Genomic DNA, 17,183 nt, shown 5'->3' with positions numbered 1-17,183 from the left:
GATCGGTTGGACAAAAGGCGTGAGAGGGCGACCGAACGACATCGCGACCTCCCGGGCTTTTGTCCCTCCGTGGAGCCTCGCCGGATCCTCGTGACAAGGCAGGCGGCAAGACCGGATTGCTCTCGGACCAGACATCGCACGGCGTGTGACGCCGCGCGACCGGAACCCTAGCGATCCTGAAGATGATGCAAATTGCTTCGCACCTCTCGGACGGTGAATAAGCGAGTTGCGTGCCAGCGCATGCATCCGAGCACGCGCGGCCCCGTTCGGCGGGGCATGCGAGGACGAACGGCGCGCCATGCACGCGCATCGGCCCGCCCTCCCGTTGGGCAGCGTGCGCACCACTCGAACGCGGCCGGCACCAGCGCGGGGCAGCCGCGGGCCAGCAATACGCACGCGCACCGCGTGCGATCGCAATGGCACGGCCATTGCTGAATACGCACACCGTCACTCTGTCCACCGATCGCTCATGAACAAACTCGACCTGCTTCGGCGCGCGCTGGCCGCGCTGTTTTCCGCGCGTTTCATCGAACTTCAGCGTGCGGCGCGCAGTCGCTGAACGGCGCGTTTCCGACGCACGTCAGCGGCCGGATCACATCGCTGGCATGCTTCTCGCTCGCTCCGATGCCGAGAGGTGCGGCGGAGTCGCATCTTAGGGATGCTAGGGTTCCGGTTCGTCGAACGTCTGGTCCGAGAGCAGCCCGGCGTCGGTGCGTACGGTCGTCTGACCGTGCGCGCGTGGCGCTACACGGCGGGACAAAAGCCCGGGAGATTGGCGATGGCGACGGCCGTCGCGCCTCTCCGTGGCCGGTCGTTCGTCCCGCATCCGCAGGAACCGGTCACGCGGCCGGATCGCGCATGGGCGCGACCCGTGCCGACGATCCCGATCCCGGTCTCCTGGAGAAAACGATGACCCGCCTCGCCTCGCCGTTCCGCCGCCTGCTGTCCTCCCGGCACCTTCGTTCCGTCCGTCATGCGCTTGCCGCCGTCGCCGTCACGACGTCGCTGTTCGCCGCGCCCGCCGCGCATGCGGCCCCGCCGCTGAAAATCGGCTACAGCGACTGGCCCGGCTGGGTCGCGTTCCAGGTCGCGCTCGACAAGGGCTGGTTCAAGGAAGCCGGCGTCGACGTCGATTTCGAATGGTTCGATTACTCGGCGTCGCTCGACGCATTCTCCGCGGGCAAGCTCGACGCGGTCGCGGTGACCAACGGCGATGCGCTCGTCACGGGCGCGTCCGGCGCGAAGAACGTGATGATCCTGCTCACCGACTATTCGGCGGGCAACGACATGATCATCGCGAAGCCGCCGCTGCGGACCGTCGAAGGCCTGAAGGGCAGGAAGGTCGGCGTCGAGCTCGGGCTCGTCGATCACCTGCTGCTCGAAACCGCGCTGCAGAAGCACGGGCTGAAGGACGGCGACGTCACGCTCGTCAACGCGAAGACCAACGAACTGCCGCAGGTGCTCGGCTCATCGTCCGACATCGCGGCGGTCGCGGCGTGGCAGCCGAATGCCGGCGAGGCGCTGAAACGCGCGCCGGGTGCGCGCGCGATCTTCACGTCGGCGGATGCGCCGGGGCTGATCTACGACGCGATCACGGTGACGCCGACCAGCCTCGCCGCGCGCCGGGCCGACTGGGCGAAGGTCGTCAAGGTCTGGTATCGCTGCGTGGCCTACATCAACGATCCGAAGACGCAGGCCGACGCGGTGAAGATCATGTCCGCCCGCGTGGGCCTCGCGCCGGCGCAGTATCTGCCGCTGCTGAAGGGCACGCACCTGCTCGATGCCGCGGCAGCGAAGCAGGCGTTCCGCAAGGGTGACGGTCTCGATTCGATCTACGGATCGACCCGCAACGCGAATGCATTCAACGTGCGCAACGCGGTCTACAAGCAGTCGCAGGACATCGACGCGTATATCGATCCGCGTCTCGTCGAATCGCACTGAAGGCGGCGGGCGGGCCGCCCGGAACGATGTCATCTGTCGATATCGAGCGGCCGCCGCCGGGATCCGAAAGGTGTCGAGGAGCCCGGCGCAGGCGTGAAGGCGGTGGATTGCCGGGCGAACGCCACGCCCTCGCGCGACTACAAGAAATGGCCCCACAGCCGGGCTGTCCACTCCTTGACGCGCAGCAGCAGCGACCTGTGCTTCCAGCTTTCCCTGCCGATCTCGTCGGAAGCGGCCATGTCCTCGTCGAAAGCGCTCTCCATTCGTTGTGCGAATGTCTGGCCCAGGACGACTGCATTGATTTCATCGTTGTCCAACGCGCTGCGCCAATCCAGGTTGCTGGAACCGACACATGACCAGACGCCATCCACGATCGCGGTTTTGGCGTGCAGCAGCGCGCCCCGCCTCTCATAGATTTTGACGCCTGCATCCAGCAGATCCTCGTAGTGCGAGCGGCCGGCATAAAATGCCAATGCCGAATCGGAGCGGCCGGGGAGGATCATTCGGACGTCGACGCCACGCTTGGCCGCGTCGACCAACGCGTTGACCAGTTGCGGATCGGGGACGAAGTAGGCGTTGGTGAGATACACACGTTGCTCCGCATTGCTGATCGCCGCGATGAGCATCAGATAAATGAGGCTGAACGGATCATCCGGCGTGCTTCCGACCGCGCGAACGATTTCCGGACCTTGCGGCCGCAACTTGGGAAAATAGTGGCGCTCGGCCAGCGGTTTTCCGTTCTGCGTGCTCCAGGTCTGCAGGAACAGTTTCTGAAATTCGGCGACGACCGGGCCGCTGATCTGCACGTCGGTGTCGCGCCACCCGCGTGCCGCGCCGGCCTCGTCGGTCGAGGCCGAACGATGCCTGCCGGATGAGCCGCTCGAGTAGACGCTGCTGATGTTGATGCCACCCAGAAATGCCGTACGCCCATCGACGATCAGCAGCTTGCGGTGATCGCGATGATTCAACGCCCAGGGCTTGCGCGTCGACAACGGATTCACCGGATTGAATTCCAGTACCCGTATTCCGGCGGCCCGCAGACGATCGAAATAGGTGCTGGGCGTGCCGAGTGCACCCACGCTGTCGTAGATCAGGTTCACCTGGACGCCGCGCGACTGCTGCGCGATCATCGCATCGGCGAATTGCCGCCCTACGTCGCTGTCGTCGATGCCGAAGGTCTCCAGGTTGATGTGATCTTTCGCCGCGGCCATGGCCTCGAACATGGCCTGGTACGTTGCCGGACCATCCTGCAACAAGCGGACCTCATTGCCGACCACGAGCGGGCTGCCACTGATGGCTTGCTCGAGTGCGATCTGCTTGTCCAGAAGCACTGTGCCCCCGGCGCTGCGCTTCAGATCCTTGACGATGGTGGCGCTACGCTTCGCCGATAACGGTCCCCAGGCGCTTTCAAAGCGTGCCGCCTGGGTGGCGTAGCGGCCGCTCAGGAACTGCGTATCGGGCAAGCTCGTGCAACCGCCTGCGATCGCCAGGCCGCAGGCGGCTGTCGCAATCCCTGTCAGTGCGCGAATCATCATCGACTGTTCCGAAAAACCGGTGCGGCGTGCCTGGCTTTATCTCATCGCACGACGCGGCAACGTACCTGCCATCCTCGCATTTGCGCGTCAATTTCCATGACGAATCGCAGTGCACCGGGGCCGGCGCCTGCGTATCTCGCCGGCTCGTCCACCCGAAGCTACTGCTTGGTCTGCTGGCGCTGGTATTCGTCGTATTTCATCTGCATGTACTGCTGCCGATCCATTTCATGCAGTTGTCGCGGATATCGCTCGCTGGCGTCGAACCAGTCGGTCAGGCGTTGCTCCAGCCGCTTGTCGGGCGGGCTGGACAGCGCGCCGAGGTACGCATCGATGGCCAGGTAGTAGCGCATCGTGTTGCGCTCCATGAGGCCGCGCACCCCGCCGATGTATTCCGCCTGAGCCGCGGACGGATCGGCGATGTCGGTGAAGCCGACCTTGCCGCGACCGAAGGCGGCCAGATAGGCCTTCATCGCAAGACGCCCGATCACGCCGTAACTATAGGCGTAGGTCAGATGCAGGAACGTGCGGTTGCCGTCAAGCGCCAGCGCTTCCAGCGCGATCCGGTAATCGCGGGTGTTCAATGGTCCTCGGTCCGCATGGAGCTTGACCTGCAAGTAGCCCGGGCCGGTGGTCGCCGCGTCGTATTCGAATTGCACCCGGTAGGTCGTGCCGAGTTCTTCGGCAACTTCTTTCTCGCTGACGTTCACGATCAGCGTACTGCCGCGGCCGCTGGTGGTTCGGCAATACTTGATGTTGGGGTGCAGGATCAATGCGTCGCACCAGTTCGACGGGCCGCGCGAAGGGTCGTTGAACGCGCCGTTGACGGCCGCGAACGGGTAGGCCATCACCGCGTAGACCTCGCCCTTGAGCGTGGAAGACGATTCTTCCGAATCGAGATACAACGGGCGTTTGAACTGGTTGTGATCGAGCCGGGGAATCAGCTTCCGGTACGCTTCGCGCAAGTTGGCCGCCTCGTCCGCACCGTCCGCAGGCGTCCCTCCCATGCATGGCAGGGAGCACGCCATCAGCACGGACGCCATCAACGCCGCCTTGCGTAGCGCGTGGCTGGCTGGGTTTCCGGCAGATGCACTCATTCGTTATGCTCCGGCTCGCGACGGTATTGTGCGGCGATCGGATGCCGCAGTATCGCGGCGTCCCTGTATCGCGACTGACGCTGCGATCAATGCGTCTTCTTCGCCTGCTTTTTGATCGCTTCCTTGGCGTCGCCGTACTTCTTCTGCGCTTCGCCAACTGCTTGCTGGACATCGCCTTTGACTTCCTGCTTCGTGTCGCCAGTGGCTCGGCCAACTACCTCGTTGACCTTGCCCCTCGCCTTCTCTGCGACACCCTTGACTTGATCCTTGTTCATGATGAACGCTCCGGTTACACCTGTTGCCTGGATGATCTGCCGCCCGTCGCGAGCAGCGCGTTGAGCGATGCGCGCGATACGGCAGAATCTGAAAAAATCAGCAATCGCTCACTGCATTCCGCAGTCACGCTGACGCGTGCATGGCGGAAAGCCGGCCAAGCCTGCTGCTGACGTACCACTACATCGGCGGCGTGTTACCCGAATGAAGCGCCCACGCCCATTGCGAATCCGCCATCGCAGGCCAATGGTCCTTGTCGAATCCGGAGGCGCTCTTCATCCGCTCTTCCGTTGCGTCGAGCCGGAAGCATTTCTCGTCGGTATCCAGGGTGAACGCTCCCCAAGGCACGGCAAAAAGTTTGTCGCCCATCCCGAGAAAGCCGCCACAAGACAGCACGACATACGAAATCCGGCCGTTGCATACGTCCAGCATGATGTCGATAACCTTTCCGATCTCCTTGCCATCGGACGATAGAACCTTGTCGCCGGTCAGCGTGGTAGCCGCCATGACGTTGGGGCCGGCCCCGCCTGTGCTGGTTGCGTGACCGATGATCCGGGCGCCGCTGCTGTTGCTCGGCGGTTGATTGCTGGGAGAAACGAGTGTCATGACCTGCTCCTGTGTTCATTGCGCGAAATGCCGGCGCGCGTCGCCGGCTAGCGTGACGGTGCGACGCTCGCGCCGATCCGGCTCTGTTTCGAGCCAGCGCGCCGCACGCTTCGCCTGCAATCGGCCGCCGTCATGCGGGCCGAAAAACATGCCCGATTCGAGTGTTTCGTGCCGGCATGCGCGCGGGTTGCCGTGACCTGCTCACAGCCCGAGCATCGCTTTGAGCGCCATCGTTTCGCGGTCCCGGTATCCGTAGTTGTCGAGGCGATGACATTGGAAGCGCGGCGCATGAACGATGCTCGTCGAGGTGCCCTGTCGAAGGTGTTCTGCACCGATGCGTGTTCTGTTCGCATCGCGCGTATGCGGCAGGAGGACACATCCGAACTGGCGCGACATGCGTTCGAATCAGGTCAACCTACCCTATGCGCGACCAGTCCTGAAGTCGGTACGCTGCCGTACCCATGCGGGGAGCAGCGGTAAGGCGATCGCGGCGCCGGTGGCGGCGCTGTCGCGGCCTCAAACGTCGGTTGCAAATGGCAAGCCGATTTTCGACGCATGCGGACATCGAGAATGGCGCACACGCCTCTGCCCCTCGAATGCCTGAGTCGCTCCAAATATGTCGGGCAAATCGGTGACCGGCGGCTTAACTGAAGCGATTCAGCGATCCGGGGCTGGAAAGCGTGTTGCCAGTCAGCCCCTGTCGATGCGCATCGCTAGAAATCATGCCGTCCTCCAGGACCGCGCACATCGCGACGAACAACATGATCGCGACTGCCATGAGGCCCGCGTAGCCGATGATCCTGAGCGTCTTCATTTCGCCTCCTGCCATAAACGATGGCTGTCGCGATCTGAATCATCTTGCGGCTTCACTGCCACGGATGAGATCGCCGCCGTTGACCAGCCATCGCATGACGAGCACGTGAACGCGACGCCCTATCTCAATCCGAAATAGCCGAGGACGAACAGAACGATGACCACGGCTCCAACGAGCCAGACGATGTTGTACATGACAAACCTCCCCTCAAGTTAGACACTGGCCTGCTCGGTTGCGCGACTGGTGGGCCACTGGGCCACACGGGCGGAACTTGCAGCGATACCCGGCGTTCTGCCGCAACAAAGGCTTGCGCGGTTGCGCCGGTTATCGGTTCAAATGCGCGCCTCGCGACCGAGATCCTGGAATCCCGGTGCGCGAAGGACGCAACGTCACGTTCTCGCATGCGGCAGCGTATGTCTGTACGGTAGTAGCCGAAGTGAGGTCGCGATGCGTTCCGTACGATATGCATTCGCCAACTCGGTTTGAGCGCATCCCTCGCCAGGTATACGAACCCGAATGGCCATGACCGACGGCCGGCTGCGTCAATGGAGCATGCGGCGCTCGTCGACGACGCATATTCGCGATGTGGTGCCTGGTCCCGCTGCCGTTGCCGAGCCGGGGGCTTCTATTTTTATTCTTCCGATTCGCGTCGCGATGTTCGATCGCACACGGCCGACCCCATGCCAGTCGGATGTAACCCGTTTCGTGAAGCACGGTGCGAGGGGGAATGCCCCCCCGCCCGTGAAGCCCCCGTATTCAATCAGGTCTTTTTGACAGATTCCTTCGCGTCGCCAAGATTCTTTCGGGCCTGGCCGGCCGCTTGCTGGAGATCGCCTTTGACTTCCTGTTTCGTGTTGTGCGTGGCCCGGCCAATGACTTCATTCACCTTGCCTTTTACCTTCTCGGCAGTTCCCTTGACTTGATCCTTGTTCATGGTAGAGCTCCAATACGTAACGGGTTCGTGGATGATGCAGCGATCTTTTGCCGTCGGGTGATGACACGGTCCGACCGATGGGTCGGCATTCGATGAAAATCCTCTGTTATCCAGATCGTTCGCCCGGCTGGCGAGTGCGCTTCAGTGTTGCGGCGGACGATTCGTGACAACGTCGCGCGTCGCTATCCAGTACGGCTGCCGATCGTAGAACTTGTGAAGCGACGCCCCCCACTGCTCGTCCGCCATCGACGGCCAATGGTCCTTGTCGAACGCGGGGGCATTTTTTACGTGGTCCGCGGTAACGTCGAGCCGGAAGCATTTTTCGTCCGTGTCCAGGGTCAGCGCACTCCACGGAATCGCGTAAAGTTTGCCGCCGATGCCGAGAAAGCCCCCGCTCGACAGCACGGCATACGCGATCCGGCCGCTGCGTACGTCCAGCATGATTTCTGTAATCTTCCCGATGTCCACCCGGTCGGACGTGAAGAGTTTATTGCCCTTGAGCGTATCGGCCTCCATCACGTTGGGGCCTGGTCCCTCGCCGGTCCCGCTGCCGACAATCGAGGCACCTGTATCGCTGGTCGATGACCGATGGGTCTGGTCTGGTATCGTCATGATTCCCTCCTGGGTTCGTTTCGCGGAACGCCGGCGCGGATCGCCGGCTCGCCGTGATGGACGGCACACACACCGGTCACGCGATATGCGTCGCATGGCCGCCGTTCGCGTCGTCTGCCAATGCCCGCCACTACACGAGCAAGATCGAGTGTTACGTTCAAACAGCCTTTCCGCAGCGGCACGCGCTACCGGAGCAGTCGTTGCCCACCGCCCGGTTTGCAGACCTGCCGTTGACGACGGCATCAGAATTCGCCGGCTGTCCCGGCCGTGATGGCGTCGGGTACACACAATGCCGACGGTTACGTGTCGTACAGGCATCGCATCTCGCCGCCCTGTGCACTGCGCGCCCGCCGTTCACGTGGGAGATCCAGGACATTGAAGATGGAGAGCGAATCGCAACAATGCGCGTAGCCAGGATAGGAAGTCGGTACGGCGCCGTACGGGGCCGCGAAAAGGAACTGGCGGATCCACAACAGCATGGCAGCGGCGACGTCTGCCGTGAGGACAATACGGGAGAGCGGGCGGTTGAATCCGCAGCCGGATTCGGTCATCGGGCCGAGCGTTCATGCCGACGTTCGAGCATCGGCCAAGTTCAGCTATCGGATGTTCGAGCACTGCTTCTTCACGAGTGGACCGAGCTTGTAGCCGGAGTTCCGCCAGAGCGATTGAGAGGCGCTCGCTCGACAGACGCACTGGATAACGATCGGCGCCCCCACTCGACCGCATGCCGATCGGAGCCGATCCTCAGATGAAAACGAACATAGCGATCACTTGGATTTCACCTTGGTGGTGATCCAGCTATCGGACACCGCGCGCTCCGTCTTCGCGACGGCGCCAGGTTTGGCCGGCTTGCCGGCATCCACCGGCACCGCGAGGTTGTCACTGACACGCTGAACCCCGTCGACCGACCGGGCCGCCGATTCGGCCACCGACTTCGCGTGCAAGCTGCTTACCGTTCCGTCGAGTGTGACCACGTCGTCGACGGTGGTGACGCTGATATCGGATTTTCCGAGACCCTCTTCACCCATCAGCCTGGCTTCGACCTTCGCCGCGATGGCGGTGTCGTCGATCGCGGTACCGACGCTGCTGGCAGTTTTGGACATCGAACTTTCGCCGGCAGCGAAGCACGCCGCGCCGGTGCCCAAACCGGCCACCAGCCCGACTGCAATCAGTGCAGTGCGGATCGATGTATGACTCGACAAGATCCTTTTCACGAGCTGCCTCCAATGCGTCGTATGAACGACTTGATCCGAACAACATGCACGATCTCCCGGTATCGAAACGTACGGTTCAATCGGCGTCCGATGTGCAGCGATGCCGCAGCCCGTTGGCAGCGGCGAAATCCTCGCGGATCTCGTGACGACAGAATCGCATCGCTGCGAGCCAATCTCGGTCCGGCGCGTAGTTATGCACGGGATGTACGGGCTCAGTCTGTCCAATGCCGGACGGTTTGCTCGCGCGCGCGGCGCGCGGAACCGGAGCGGACTCCGTACTTGCTCGAACCGGCCAGTCTCAGGGCCTTGCACAGACGACGGCAGTGAGGATGAACGGAATGACCTGATGCGCGACGGCCTTGCTGCCCGCTAACCGAGAATGCGCTTCGACCGAATCGATCGGCGCCTTGACGACTACGCCGTAAATCGAACCCGGCAGAGGTCGACCGGTTCCCTGCCTGAACAGCGCGTCATACTGCGCATAGGCGAACACGGCATAGACGCTGAAGCCGAACACCGTGAGCGCTGCGTCGCGGGTGGGTCGGAACGCGTTGACCGAATTCTGTTCGACCCGCATCGGATCGCGATCGATATAGCCGTGATTGAACAGGCGCACGATGAACGCGTGCGCGTCGGTGGTGCAGTCGAACTGCGCGTCCAGCGCATAGGCTTGGCTCGGCGCGGGGGTGAGCCCGACTCCGCCTGCAAAGCATGCGGCCAGCGCGTTGAGGAGGGTTTTTCTCATGACAGTCTGCGCGGACCTGATAAGTCCGCCATGCTCGTTAGCCGTACCACCTGCCCGGCCGCCTTGCGTCGGAATCGATTGCGGGCGATCTGCGCAAGGCGGCGCTTGCCGCGTCATACCCGGCAACCGCAAGCGCGCCGACCCGGTCTCACGGATGCGCGGCGGCCACCCGTTTCGAGATGCAACGGTACGCCAACGATGATCCACGAAGGGACCTTTCCCGACAGGATTCTCGAGCCTCCTATATCCGCCCCAGCAGGAGGAGCACAACTACGACGAGCAGCACCACGCCCAGCAGGCCGCTGGGCATATAGCCCCACGAACGGCTGTGCGGCCAGGTCGGCATCGCACCGATCAATATGAGCACCAGCACGACAATCAGTATTGTTCCCAACATGGACCTTCTCCTTTCGACTGAGTGTTTCGACGAACCCGTCGCCGCCCGCGCTTGGGACCCGGAACCTTCCGGGCCTTGCGCGAGGTATCGCCGCACAGTTCAATTTGATGCCGTTGGACATCTGCAATGTGTGTGAGAAACCTGCCCGGCAAAGTGAAATTGACATCGATCAGCCACGCAGTCGGTACGGTGGAGGACATCGAGATATCCGTTTTGCTGCCCCCGGGATCGGCAACGCCGCAGCGAACTCGACTCCTCGCGTCGTCAGCGTGCGCTGGCATGACTGTGTCCCGGGTACGGCACCGTACCGACTTCAATCCAGACGGCGAGCAACGTAGGCCGTACGCTCGAAGTGTCTGTTTTATCGCGTTCGATACGTATCGTCCCGTCTTACTTTCATCGTTCCCGCCACGCCGCGCCGCGTGACATGCACGAGAGTGATCGCTGACGCAACGCGTCGATCGCCCGTCGCAGTGTCTGAATCGACGGGCCGATCGCCAATGGGGTTGGGTTGGCAAGTCGAGTTTTTCGGCCTGCATGGGACGCATCCGCGCCGAAAGCACCCATCAGAATGGACGATATCGCGGGCGTCAGCCGTCATGTTCGATTTCAAGGAATTGCGCCCCGCGAGGCCAGCAGCGCGCATCGAGCCTCCTGAAACACCCAGCGTGCAGGGTTTGATTACGCTTGCCGTTGGCGTCACGGTCATCGCCGCGCTCTATTTTGCGCGCGAGATCCTGATCCCGTTCACGCTGGCGATTCTGCTCAGCTTCCTGGTCGCTCCCCTCGCCAATCTTCTTGGCCGCATCAAGCTTGGCCACGTGGCCTCGGTTCTCCTTGCGGTGACGATGTCGGTCTCGGTGATCGTCGTGCTTGGGGGGATAATCGCCACCCAGATCACGGACCTCGCTGTCGGCATCCCCCGTTATCAGGCGACGATCGACAAGAAGATCTCTGTCGTGCATGGGCTCACGGTCGGAAAATTGAACCGGCTGGCGGGTACCGCCGGTCAGGCGCTTCAACGGGCAACCGTCGATCAGCCGAAAACGATCCACGAATCTTCGTCATCCTCGTCCGGCGCCCAACCGCCTGCGGCGCTTCCCGTCGAGGTGCGCGAGCCGGCCCAGACACCATTCCAGCTTGCACGGCGCATACTGTCTCCCGTCGTCAGTCCGCTCGAGACGGCCTTCATCGTATTTGTCGTCACCATCGTCATTCTGTTGCAGCGCGATGATCTTCGGGACCGGGCTATCCGCTTGTTCGGTTCGAGAGATCTCCATCGGACCACCACCGCAATGGACGAAGCCGCGCGGCGCCTCAGTCGATATTTCGTTTCGCAACTCGGCTTGAATGCGGGCGTGGGCGTCGTGATCGGAACCGGGCTGTTCATCATTGGCGTACCCAGCCCGGTGCTGTGGGGGATTCTGGCCGCGCTGTTGCGTCTTGTCCCCTACGTCGGAATCTGGATCTCCGCCATTCTGGCTACCGCACTCGCCGCAGCCGTCAGTCCGGAATGGACGATGGCGATCTGGTCGATGGTGCTTTTCGTGACCGTCGAGCTGCTGGCCGGTCAGGCCGTCGAGCCACTGCTGTACGGCCATAGCACCGGCCTTTCCCCGTTTTCGGTCGTCGTCGCTGCAATCTTCTGGAGCTGGATATGGGGGCCAATCGGGCTCATCCTGTCCACTCCGCTGACACTTTGCCTGCTGGTCCTCGGTCGCCACGTAACGCGGCTCGAATTTCTCGACGTGCTGCTTGGCGACCAGCCCGCGCTGTCTCCAGTCGAAAATTTCTACCAGCGAGCGCTCGCCGGCGACCCCGATGACGCAGTAGAGCAAGCCGGGATACTGCTTCGCGACCGGCCGCTGTCCTCCTATTACGATGAAATCGTTCTCAAGGGCTTGCAGCTTGCGGCCGACGATGTCTTGCGCGGCGGCGTAACGCCGGCACAACTGGCGCGAATCGAGACTACGGTCAACGACCTCATCGAGGGCCTCGATGGTTTCGCGGACACCGATCCGGCTATCGATGCAGCAGCAGCCGACAGGGGCACACCGGCTGCGCCTGCTGCCGGACAAAAGGCATCGTGCCAACCGGCTCAGAACGCTCCTTCGCCTGGCATCGAAGCTCGCCCGGTTCGGCATGCTGACAATCAGGTCCTTTGCATAGCAGGCCGGGGGCCGCTCGACGAGTTGGCATCGGCCATTCTCGTCCAGCTTCTCGGCAAGCACGATCTCGATTGCCGGGTGGTCAACCATGATGCGGCCTCGCGCGTCCGGATCGACGGTCTGGACGTCACCGCAGTGACGATAGTGTGCATTTTTTATCTAGACATCAATGGAATCCCGTCCCACCTGCGTTACCTTTTGCGACGCGTGCGGCAGCGCTTGCCGGACGCGTTGATCGTCGTCGGCCTCTGGCAGGCAGGCGATACCGATCAGTGGCCCGAGGATCTCCAGAGTGCGATCGGCGCCGATCACTATGCCACTTCGATCAGGGATATGGTCGACGCATGCATTGTCTCGACCGGCACGGCAAGCGTGTTCGGACCCGAGCCGAAGCCTGACGGCGTTGCAGCGTAACTGGCATACGGCGACAAGGACGTGTGGCTGCTTGCATTTGCGGCGCAAGCGCCGGTCTTCGAGTCGGGTCACGCGCTGCTCCGTCGATCCGGTCGTGCAACGGCGGCGCGCAAGCGTCCGGCACCGGACAGACGCCGGTCGGGCGTCGGCGCACAGATGATCTATTCGATCGAACTCGCGCGCAATGACGGCAATCCCTTCGCGAGTCCATCGAATTCCTTTGGAGATCGATCATGAGCCTCATTGCCCCCCCATCCCGACCGCGAACTGCATCGGCGCTCGCGATAGCGGTTTTTCTCGCGATAACGGCATTCGCCAATCCTGCGAACGCTGCCTCCACCGTGCAGACTCAAGCACCTGCAAGCGCGATGACCGTTGCGACCCACGACCAGATCGATACACGCATCAATAACCTTCACGACAGGCTTCAGATCACCGCCGCGCAGGAAGAACTTTGGCGCAAGGTCGCGCAGGTCATGCGCGAAAACGCGGCCACGATGGACTCGCTCAGACAGGCGCGAACCAGTCACGCCAACAGCATGAGCGCCGTCGACGATCTCAAGTCCTATGGCCAGGTCGCCGACGCCCATGCGGACGGCATCAGAAAGCTCACTCCTGCGTTTCAGGCGCTGTACGACAGCATGTCCGACGCCCAGAAGAAGAATGCCGATCTGATTTTCCGGACTGACCATCAACACTCCGCAAAGAAGGGGTGATCTCGAGATACCCGCAGCAGGAAGCGGACCGGCGCCGCAGTCAGGTTCCGGATCTCAGACAGGAGAACATCATGAAAATCCCAGAAGTACACACCGCGTTCATAGGCTCGATGACGACCAGAATCATGACGACGGTCGGCTTGGCCCTGGCTATCGGCGGCATGTCCACGGCGCCGGCTTTCGGCGCAGACTACGGCAACTACGAGAACCAACAGCAGTATGGCGCGAATGACGGCTATCAGCGTTACCCAAGCCAACCACAGCAACATCGCATGGGTGACGGTTATTGGCAGAACCACGGGCATCAGTGGGATCACCGCAATCGGCAGGTTTATCGACATCCGGGCAATGACTACCGTCGCGGCGACTACTACGACAACCGGGACTATGTGTATGCACCACCACCCGTGGTGTATGCGCCACCACCCGTGGTCTATGCCCCGCAGTCGTCGCCGGGCGTCAGCCTGTTCATACCGCTCCGGTTCCGGTAGGGTGCGGGATCGCACGGGGCTTTGTCCGCTGGGTCGGATGGCAGCGAAACCGGGAGAGACCGCTGTTCGGGCTGTCTCGGTTTCTTTGCTTCGCGATTGCCGCGCAACCAGCCTTTTGCGGTGACCTTATTGCGATTCCATTCTGTTCGGATTGCGCGACCGCGCGGAGGACAACATGCATAAACCTGCGGAGCTTGCCGAAAAATTCTTTGGCGTACCCTATGAATCATTGGACGAGCGCGCGAAGAATGTTGCACGTCTCGTTTCGGAACGAAAGCGCATAGCGAGAGACTCCACGAAAGAACTGGATGCAGCGGCAACGCGCGGCCAGCGCGCGGCAGATGCCGTTGCCGCCTTCGGCGGGTCGTGGATATTCATCACGTGCTTTATTGTCGTCATGGTCGTGTGGGTCGGCCTGAATTCGCTGATTCTGGCAACGTACAGCAAGGCCTTCGATCCTTACCCGTATATCTTGCTCAACCTGTTTCTCTCGATGCTGGCAGCGATCCAGGCACCCATTATCCTGATGGCCCAGAACAGGCAGTCATACAAGGACCGGGTGTCTGCCGAACATGATTACGAAATCAATCTGAAGGCCGAACTCGAGATCATGTTGCTCCATGAAAAGCTGGACGGGTTGCGCGAGGAGCAATGGACTGAATTGCTGAACATGCAGAAGGAACAGATGGCGGCGCTGAAGAACCTGCTCGAGTCCGGCAGGACGTGAGCGATGGGGCATCAGGTTCGCCAGCGTCGCGAAACGACGCGAATCGGTCATGATGATGCGCGCCGGGCGAACGCTGACCGGCGATGTTCATGTGATGACCGCGGCCGACCTACCATCCTTCCCGCTGCCCGTCCTTATGCGGCCACCGGTCATCGGGATGCCAGGAATGATTCATGTGGTCGCGGGAAGCGCCGCCTCGGTTCCATCCGCTTTCGTGACCGCCGCCGTACGCGCCGCCGTACCCCCCATTTCGATCACCGCGATAGCCGTCGCCGGGTACCCAAAGGCATCCGGCAAGCACGGTTGCAATAGCCGCAAGACAGACATAGATAGACGCACGCATGTTGCTCTCCTTGCCAGTCGCATTCGAGTGTGGCGCTTCGTTCGATCGACCGGGGACGCATGACGGAATCGTTCGCCGCCGATGTGACCCACGTCGATGTTCGTGAAAAGATCACGCACGAATGGATGGTTTCAGCAGATATCCTCCGGTCAACGAGATCGCGTGTCTGTACGGTGAAGGACGCTTGCGGAGGCGGGCCGGTTGCGCGACATCGACCGACATTCACCCGCACACGACGCACGTGCTGCGAAGCTGAACGACACACCGGCCGACGCGGATGTCGCGTCTTTGTACGCTGTCGTACCGCGTCCGCGGCCGCCCTGGCGTAGCGTCGAAGCTCCACGAACAACCAGGAGACGATGATGCTGCGACGAACATTCCTGTGGGGCACGCCGGGATCCATCCTGGCGATCGGCCTCGCGGTCTCGGGATGCACGACGACCGGTACATCCGACGCGAGCGGCCACCAGGTCGACAAGCGCCACACCATCGATGCAGGCGTCGACTCGACCCTCGCACGTCTTTACACCAGCGCCAAAGGCTCGCGCGAACTCGTCGGCAAGGCGCGTGGCGTACTGGTGTTCCCGTCGGTCATCGCGGCCGGATTCTGGATCGGCGGTCAGTACGGCGAAGGCTCGCTGCGCGTTGCCGGCAGCACGGTCGGGTATTACAGCACCACGACCGGCTCGATCGGGCTGCAGATCGGTGCGCAATCGAAGGCCATCATTTTCCTGTTCATGACCCAGGACGCGCTTGACCGGTTCCGTAACAGCGAAGGCTGGTCGGTGGGCGGCGACGCATCGGTGGCAGTACTGAAAGTCGGCGCGAACGGCAACATCGACACCAGCACCGCGACCGCGCCGATCGAAGCGTTCGTGCTGACGAACAGCGGATTGATGGCGGGTGTGACGCTTGAAGGAACGAAGATCACCAAGCTGACGGCGCTGTAGCGCTCAAAAGCCAGCCAGGCGAACGAGCGGCCAACGCGGCGGCGAATCTGGACTCAACTCGCCTGATACGCACGTAAGCGCAAGCGTGTTCGTGCGTGGCGCTTGTCCGGCAATGTACCTGATGCACGCGAATCATCGCGGCGCGTCATTCCGCGGTCGACGCCGCCCAGGCCTGGCGACCGCGATTTCCCGTCAATCGCGCCGTGAGATATCGGTTCCGTATCGAGCGCGCGCGATTGCGCGTACCTTGATGAGACATGTATCGGCACTATAATTTTTGAAGGTCGATTCGCATTCGAACGGTCGGTCATCCCGAACTCATCGGGAAAAGGGACACATTGTCGTCACCCTCCCGTCCGGTCGCCGGATCGATAACGTATGATGGTTGGCCGCTCCCACCGATTCCCGCTGCATCCACGTCGGCCGGAGTCTCCATCGTCAACCGAGTGCAAGCGCAGGAGCCACGCATGCAGGACAACCCGCCCATTATCGAAAACCACCTGCTTGCCGCGCTGCCGGAAAACGAGCGCGCCCACCTCGCCGCACACCTGACGCTCGTCGACATGCCGTTGGGGAAAGTGCTGTACGAGTCGGGCGGCCAGCTTCATCACGTCTATTTTCCGACCACGTCGATCGTGTCGCTGCTGTACGTGATGGAGGACGGCTCGTCCGCGGAAATCGCGATCGTCGGCCATGAAGGCATGATCGGCGTGTCGCTGTTCATGGGCGGCGAAACGACGCCGAGCCGAGCCGTCGTGCAAAGCGCGGGGCAGGCCTACCGGCTCGACGCGGGCATCCTGAAAGAAGAATTCCGGCGCGGCAACTCGATGCAGCGCCTGCTGTTGCGCTATACCCAGGCGCTGATCACGCAGATGGCTCAGACCGCGGTATGCAACCGGCATCACTCGATCGATCAGCAACTGTGCCGCTGGCTGCTGCTCAGCCTCGACCGTCTGCCGTCGAACCAGCTGCGCATGACGCAGGAGCTGATCGCCAACATGCTGGGCGTGCGCAGGTCGGGCGTGACGGAAGCGGCATTGAAGCTGCAGGACGCGGGCCTCATCCGCTACAACTACGGTCATATCGAGGTGCTGGATCGGCCGGGGCTCGAAAAGCGCGTGTGCGAATGCTACAGCGTGGTCAAACGCGAATTCGATCGCCTGCTTCCTGATCTGAAGCGCCTCTAGCCGCGACTGCGACGCACCGTGG

Annotated in this window: 19 protein-coding genes and 2 riboswitches; of the genes, 7 read left to right on the top strand and 12 right to left on the bottom strand. The window is 62.2% G+C overall.

Features of this window, described 5'->3' with window-relative positions; genetic code table 11:
- Positions 1–46: 46 nt before the first annotated feature.
- Positions 47–182: riboswitch (guanidine-I (ykkC/yxkD leader) on the bottom strand.
- A gap of 468 nt (positions 183–650) precedes the next feature.
- A riboswitch (guanidine-I (ykkC/yxkD leader) is annotated at positions 651–773 on the top strand.
- 136 nt (positions 774–909) lie between these two features.
- A complete protein-coding gene (locus tag KVT39_RS32370) occupies positions 910–1,941 on the top strand; it encodes an ABC transporter substrate-binding protein (protein ID WP_175749119.1) in 1,032 nt (343 codons plus the stop codon).
- Positions 1,942–2,078: 137 nt separating this feature from the next.
- On the opposite strand, the gene KVT39_RS32365 is transcribed toward KVT39_RS32370, so the two are convergent.
- The 12 genes from KVT39_RS32365 to KVT39_RS32310 form a co-directional block, all read right to left on the bottom strand.
- Positions 2,079–3,476, bottom strand: a complete 1,398-nt coding sequence (locus tag KVT39_RS32365; RefSeq protein ID WP_235212525.1) for a phosphatidylserine/phosphatidylglycerophosphate/cardiolipin synthase family protein — start codon at positions 3,474–3,476, stop codon at positions 2,079–2,081.
- 158 nt (positions 3,477–3,634) lie between these two features.
- Positions 3,635–4,570, bottom strand: coding sequence for a hypothetical protein (locus KVT39_RS32360; RefSeq protein WP_034182278.1), 936 nt, complete (start codon positions 4,568–4,570; stop codon positions 3,635–3,637).
- An 86-nt stretch (positions 4,571–4,656) separates the two neighbouring features.
- Positions 4,657–4,845 carry a CsbD family protein gene (locus KVT39_RS32355; protein WP_034182279.1) on the bottom strand — a complete coding sequence of 63 codons (189 nt, stop codon included), beginning with the start codon at positions 4,843–4,845 and terminating at the stop codon, positions 4,657–4,659.
- Positions 4,846–5,023: 178 nt separating this feature from the next.
- Entirely contained in the window at positions 5,024–5,449 is a 426-nt protein-coding gene (locus KVT39_RS32350) for a PRC-barrel domain-containing protein (protein WP_034182280.1), read from the bottom strand.
- A gap of 201 nt (positions 5,450–5,650) precedes the next feature.
- A complete protein-coding gene (locus KVT39_RS32345; protein ID WP_175749120.1) occupies positions 5,651–5,845 on the bottom strand; it encodes a hypothetical protein in 195 nt (64 codons plus the stop codon).
- A 247-nt stretch (positions 5,846–6,092) separates the two neighbouring features.
- Positions 6,093–6,263: a hypothetical protein gene (locus KVT39_RS32340; protein WP_175749121.1), complete on the bottom strand. Its 171-nt coding sequence runs from the start codon at positions 6,261–6,263 to the stop codon at positions 6,093–6,095.
- A 760-nt stretch (positions 6,264–7,023) separates the two neighbouring features.
- The gene (locus KVT39_RS32335; RefSeq protein ID WP_034182579.1) at positions 7,024–7,197 is read right to left on the bottom strand and encodes a CsbD family protein; all 174 of its coding nucleotides are present in this window, start codon (positions 7,195–7,197) and stop codon (positions 7,024–7,026) included.
- Positions 7,198–7,338: 141 nt separating this feature from the next.
- Positions 7,339–7,809 carry a PRC-barrel domain-containing protein gene (locus tag KVT39_RS32330; RefSeq protein WP_105390910.1) on the bottom strand — a complete coding sequence of 157 codons (471 nt, stop codon included), beginning with the start codon at positions 7,807–7,809 and terminating at the stop codon, positions 7,339–7,341.
- A gap of 299 nt (positions 7,810–8,108) precedes the next feature.
- Positions 8,109–8,360 (bottom strand): hypothetical protein, encoded by a 252-nt coding sequence (locus KVT39_RS32325; RefSeq protein WP_105390911.1) that lies wholly within the window; start codon positions 8,358–8,360, stop codon positions 8,109–8,111.
- Between the two features lie 216 nt (positions 8,361–8,576).
- Positions 8,577–9,023 carry a BON domain-containing protein gene (locus tag KVT39_RS38135; RefSeq protein WP_217590983.1) on the bottom strand — a complete coding sequence of 149 codons (447 nt, stop codon included), beginning with the start codon at positions 9,021–9,023 and terminating at the stop codon, positions 8,577–8,579.
- A gap of 298 nt (positions 9,024–9,321) precedes the next feature.
- Positions 9,322–9,768 (bottom strand): hypothetical protein, encoded by a 447-nt coding sequence (locus tag KVT39_RS32315; RefSeq protein ID WP_034182284.1) that lies wholly within the window; start codon positions 9,766–9,768, stop codon positions 9,322–9,324.
- A gap of 241 nt (positions 9,769–10,009) precedes the next feature.
- Positions 10,010–10,165 carry a DUF3309 family protein gene (locus tag KVT39_RS32310; RefSeq protein ID WP_034182285.1) on the bottom strand — a complete coding sequence of 52 codons (156 nt, stop codon included), beginning with the start codon at positions 10,163–10,165 and terminating at the stop codon, positions 10,010–10,012.
- Between the two features lie 599 nt (positions 10,166–10,764).
- On the opposite strand from KVT39_RS32310, the gene KVT39_RS32305 reads away from it, so the two are divergent.
- The 6 genes from KVT39_RS32305 to KVT39_RS32280 all read left to right on the top strand — a co-directional run bounded on the left by KVT39_RS32305 (position 10,765) and on the right by KVT39_RS32280 (position 17,161).
- Positions 10,765–12,747, top strand: coding sequence for an AI-2E family transporter (locus KVT39_RS32305; RefSeq protein WP_217590982.1), 1,983 nt, complete (start codon positions 10,765–10,767; stop codon positions 12,745–12,747).
- A 233-nt stretch (positions 12,748–12,980) separates the two neighbouring features.
- Positions 12,981–13,463 (top strand): Spy/CpxP family protein refolding chaperone, encoded by a 483-nt coding sequence (locus KVT39_RS32300; RefSeq protein WP_254640707.1) that lies wholly within the window; start codon positions 12,981–12,983, stop codon positions 13,461–13,463.
- A 71-nt stretch (positions 13,464–13,534) separates the two neighbouring features.
- Positions 13,535–13,954 (top strand): hypothetical protein, encoded by a 420-nt coding sequence (locus KVT39_RS32295; RefSeq protein WP_034182581.1) that lies wholly within the window; start codon positions 13,535–13,537, stop codon positions 13,952–13,954.
- A gap of 175 nt (positions 13,955–14,129) precedes the next feature.
- Positions 14,130–14,681 (top strand): DUF1003 domain-containing protein, encoded by a 552-nt coding sequence (locus KVT39_RS32290; protein WP_034182582.1) that lies wholly within the window; start codon positions 14,130–14,132, stop codon positions 14,679–14,681.
- A gap of 705 nt (positions 14,682–15,386) precedes the next feature.
- Positions 15,387–15,974 (top strand): YSC84-related protein, encoded by a 588-nt coding sequence (locus KVT39_RS32285; RefSeq protein WP_034182583.1) that lies wholly within the window; start codon positions 15,387–15,389, stop codon positions 15,972–15,974.
- Positions 15,975–16,441: 467 nt separating this feature from the next.
- Entirely contained in the window at positions 16,442–17,161 is a 720-nt protein-coding gene (locus KVT39_RS32280) for a Crp/Fnr family transcriptional regulator (RefSeq protein WP_034182288.1), read from the top strand.
- The last annotated feature ends 22 nt before the right edge of the window (positions 17,162–17,183 follow it).

This window comes from Burkholderia sp. GbtcB21 (genome assembly GCF_019091065.1).
In the GTDB taxonomy this organism is placed as follows: Bacteria; Pseudomonadota; Gammaproteobacteria; order Burkholderiales; family Burkholderiaceae; genus Burkholderia; species Burkholderia pyrrocinia_C.
Note: the sequence above shows the minus strand (reverse complement) of the source record. Positions and strands in the feature narration are given on the sequence as shown.

What these genes read in the sequence shown, in the direction of transcription:
- KVT39_RS32370 (WP_175749119.1), top strand. Translation starts at nt 910, where the DNA reads ATGACCCGCCTCGCCTCGCCGTTCCGCCGCCTGCTGTCCTCCCGGCAC.
- KVT39_RS32365 (WP_235212525.1), bottom strand. Translation starts at nt 3,476, where the DNA reads ATGATGATTCGCGCACTGACAGGGATTGCGACAGCCGCCTGCGGCCTG.
- KVT39_RS32360 (WP_034182278.1), bottom strand. Translation starts at nt 4,570, where the DNA reads ATGAGTGCATCTGCCGGAAACCCAGCCAGCCACGCGCTACGCAAGGCG.
- KVT39_RS32355 (WP_034182279.1), bottom strand. Translation starts at nt 4,845, where the DNA reads ATGAACAAGGATCAAGTCAAGGGTGTCGCAGAGAAGGCGAGGGGCAAG.
- KVT39_RS32350 (WP_034182280.1), bottom strand. Translation starts at nt 5,449, where the DNA reads ATGACACTCGTTTCTCCCAGCAATCAACCGCCGAGCAACAGCAGCGGC.
- KVT39_RS32345 (WP_175749120.1), bottom strand. Translation starts at nt 5,845, where the DNA reads ATGTCGCGCCAGTTCGGATGTGTCCTCCTGCCGCATACGCGCGATGCG.
- KVT39_RS32340 (WP_175749121.1), bottom strand. Translation starts at nt 6,263, where the DNA reads ATGAAGACGCTCAGGATCATCGGCTACGCGGGCCTCATGGCAGTCGCG.
- KVT39_RS32335 (WP_034182579.1), bottom strand. Translation starts at nt 7,197, where the DNA reads ATGAACAAGGATCAAGTCAAGGGAACTGCCGAGAAGGTAAAAGGCAAG.
- KVT39_RS32330 (WP_105390910.1), bottom strand. Translation starts at nt 7,809, where the DNA reads ATGACGATACCAGACCAGACCCATCGGTCATCGACCAGCGATACAGGT.
- KVT39_RS32325 (WP_105390911.1), bottom strand. Translation starts at nt 8,360, where the DNA reads ATGACCGAATCCGGCTGCGGATTCAACCGCCCGCTCTCCCGTATTGTC.
- KVT39_RS32315 (WP_034182284.1), bottom strand. Translation starts at nt 9,768, where the DNA reads ATGAGAAAAACCCTCCTCAACGCGCTGGCCGCATGCTTTGCAGGCGGA.
- KVT39_RS32310 (WP_034182285.1), bottom strand. Translation starts at nt 10,165, where the DNA reads ATGTTGGGAACAATACTGATTGTCGTGCTGGTGCTCATATTGATCGGT.
- KVT39_RS32305 (WP_217590982.1), top strand. Translation starts at nt 10,765, where the DNA reads ATGTTCGATTTCAAGGAATTGCGCCCCGCGAGGCCAGCAGCGCGCATC.
- KVT39_RS32300 (WP_254640707.1), top strand. Translation starts at nt 12,981, where the DNA reads ATGAGCCTCATTGCCCCCCCATCCCGACCGCGAACTGCATCGGCGCTC.
- KVT39_RS32295 (WP_034182581.1), top strand. Translation starts at nt 13,535, where the DNA reads ATGAAAATCCCAGAAGTACACACCGCGTTCATAGGCTCGATGACGACC.
- KVT39_RS32290 (WP_034182582.1), top strand. Translation starts at nt 14,130, where the DNA reads ATGCATAAACCTGCGGAGCTTGCCGAAAAATTCTTTGGCGTACCCTAT.
- KVT39_RS32285 (WP_034182583.1), top strand. Translation starts at nt 15,387, where the DNA reads ATGCTGCGACGAACATTCCTGTGGGGCACGCCGGGATCCATCCTGGCG.
- KVT39_RS32280 (WP_034182288.1), top strand. Translation starts at nt 16,442, where the DNA reads ATGCAGGACAACCCGCCCATTATCGAAAACCACCTGCTTGCCGCGCTG.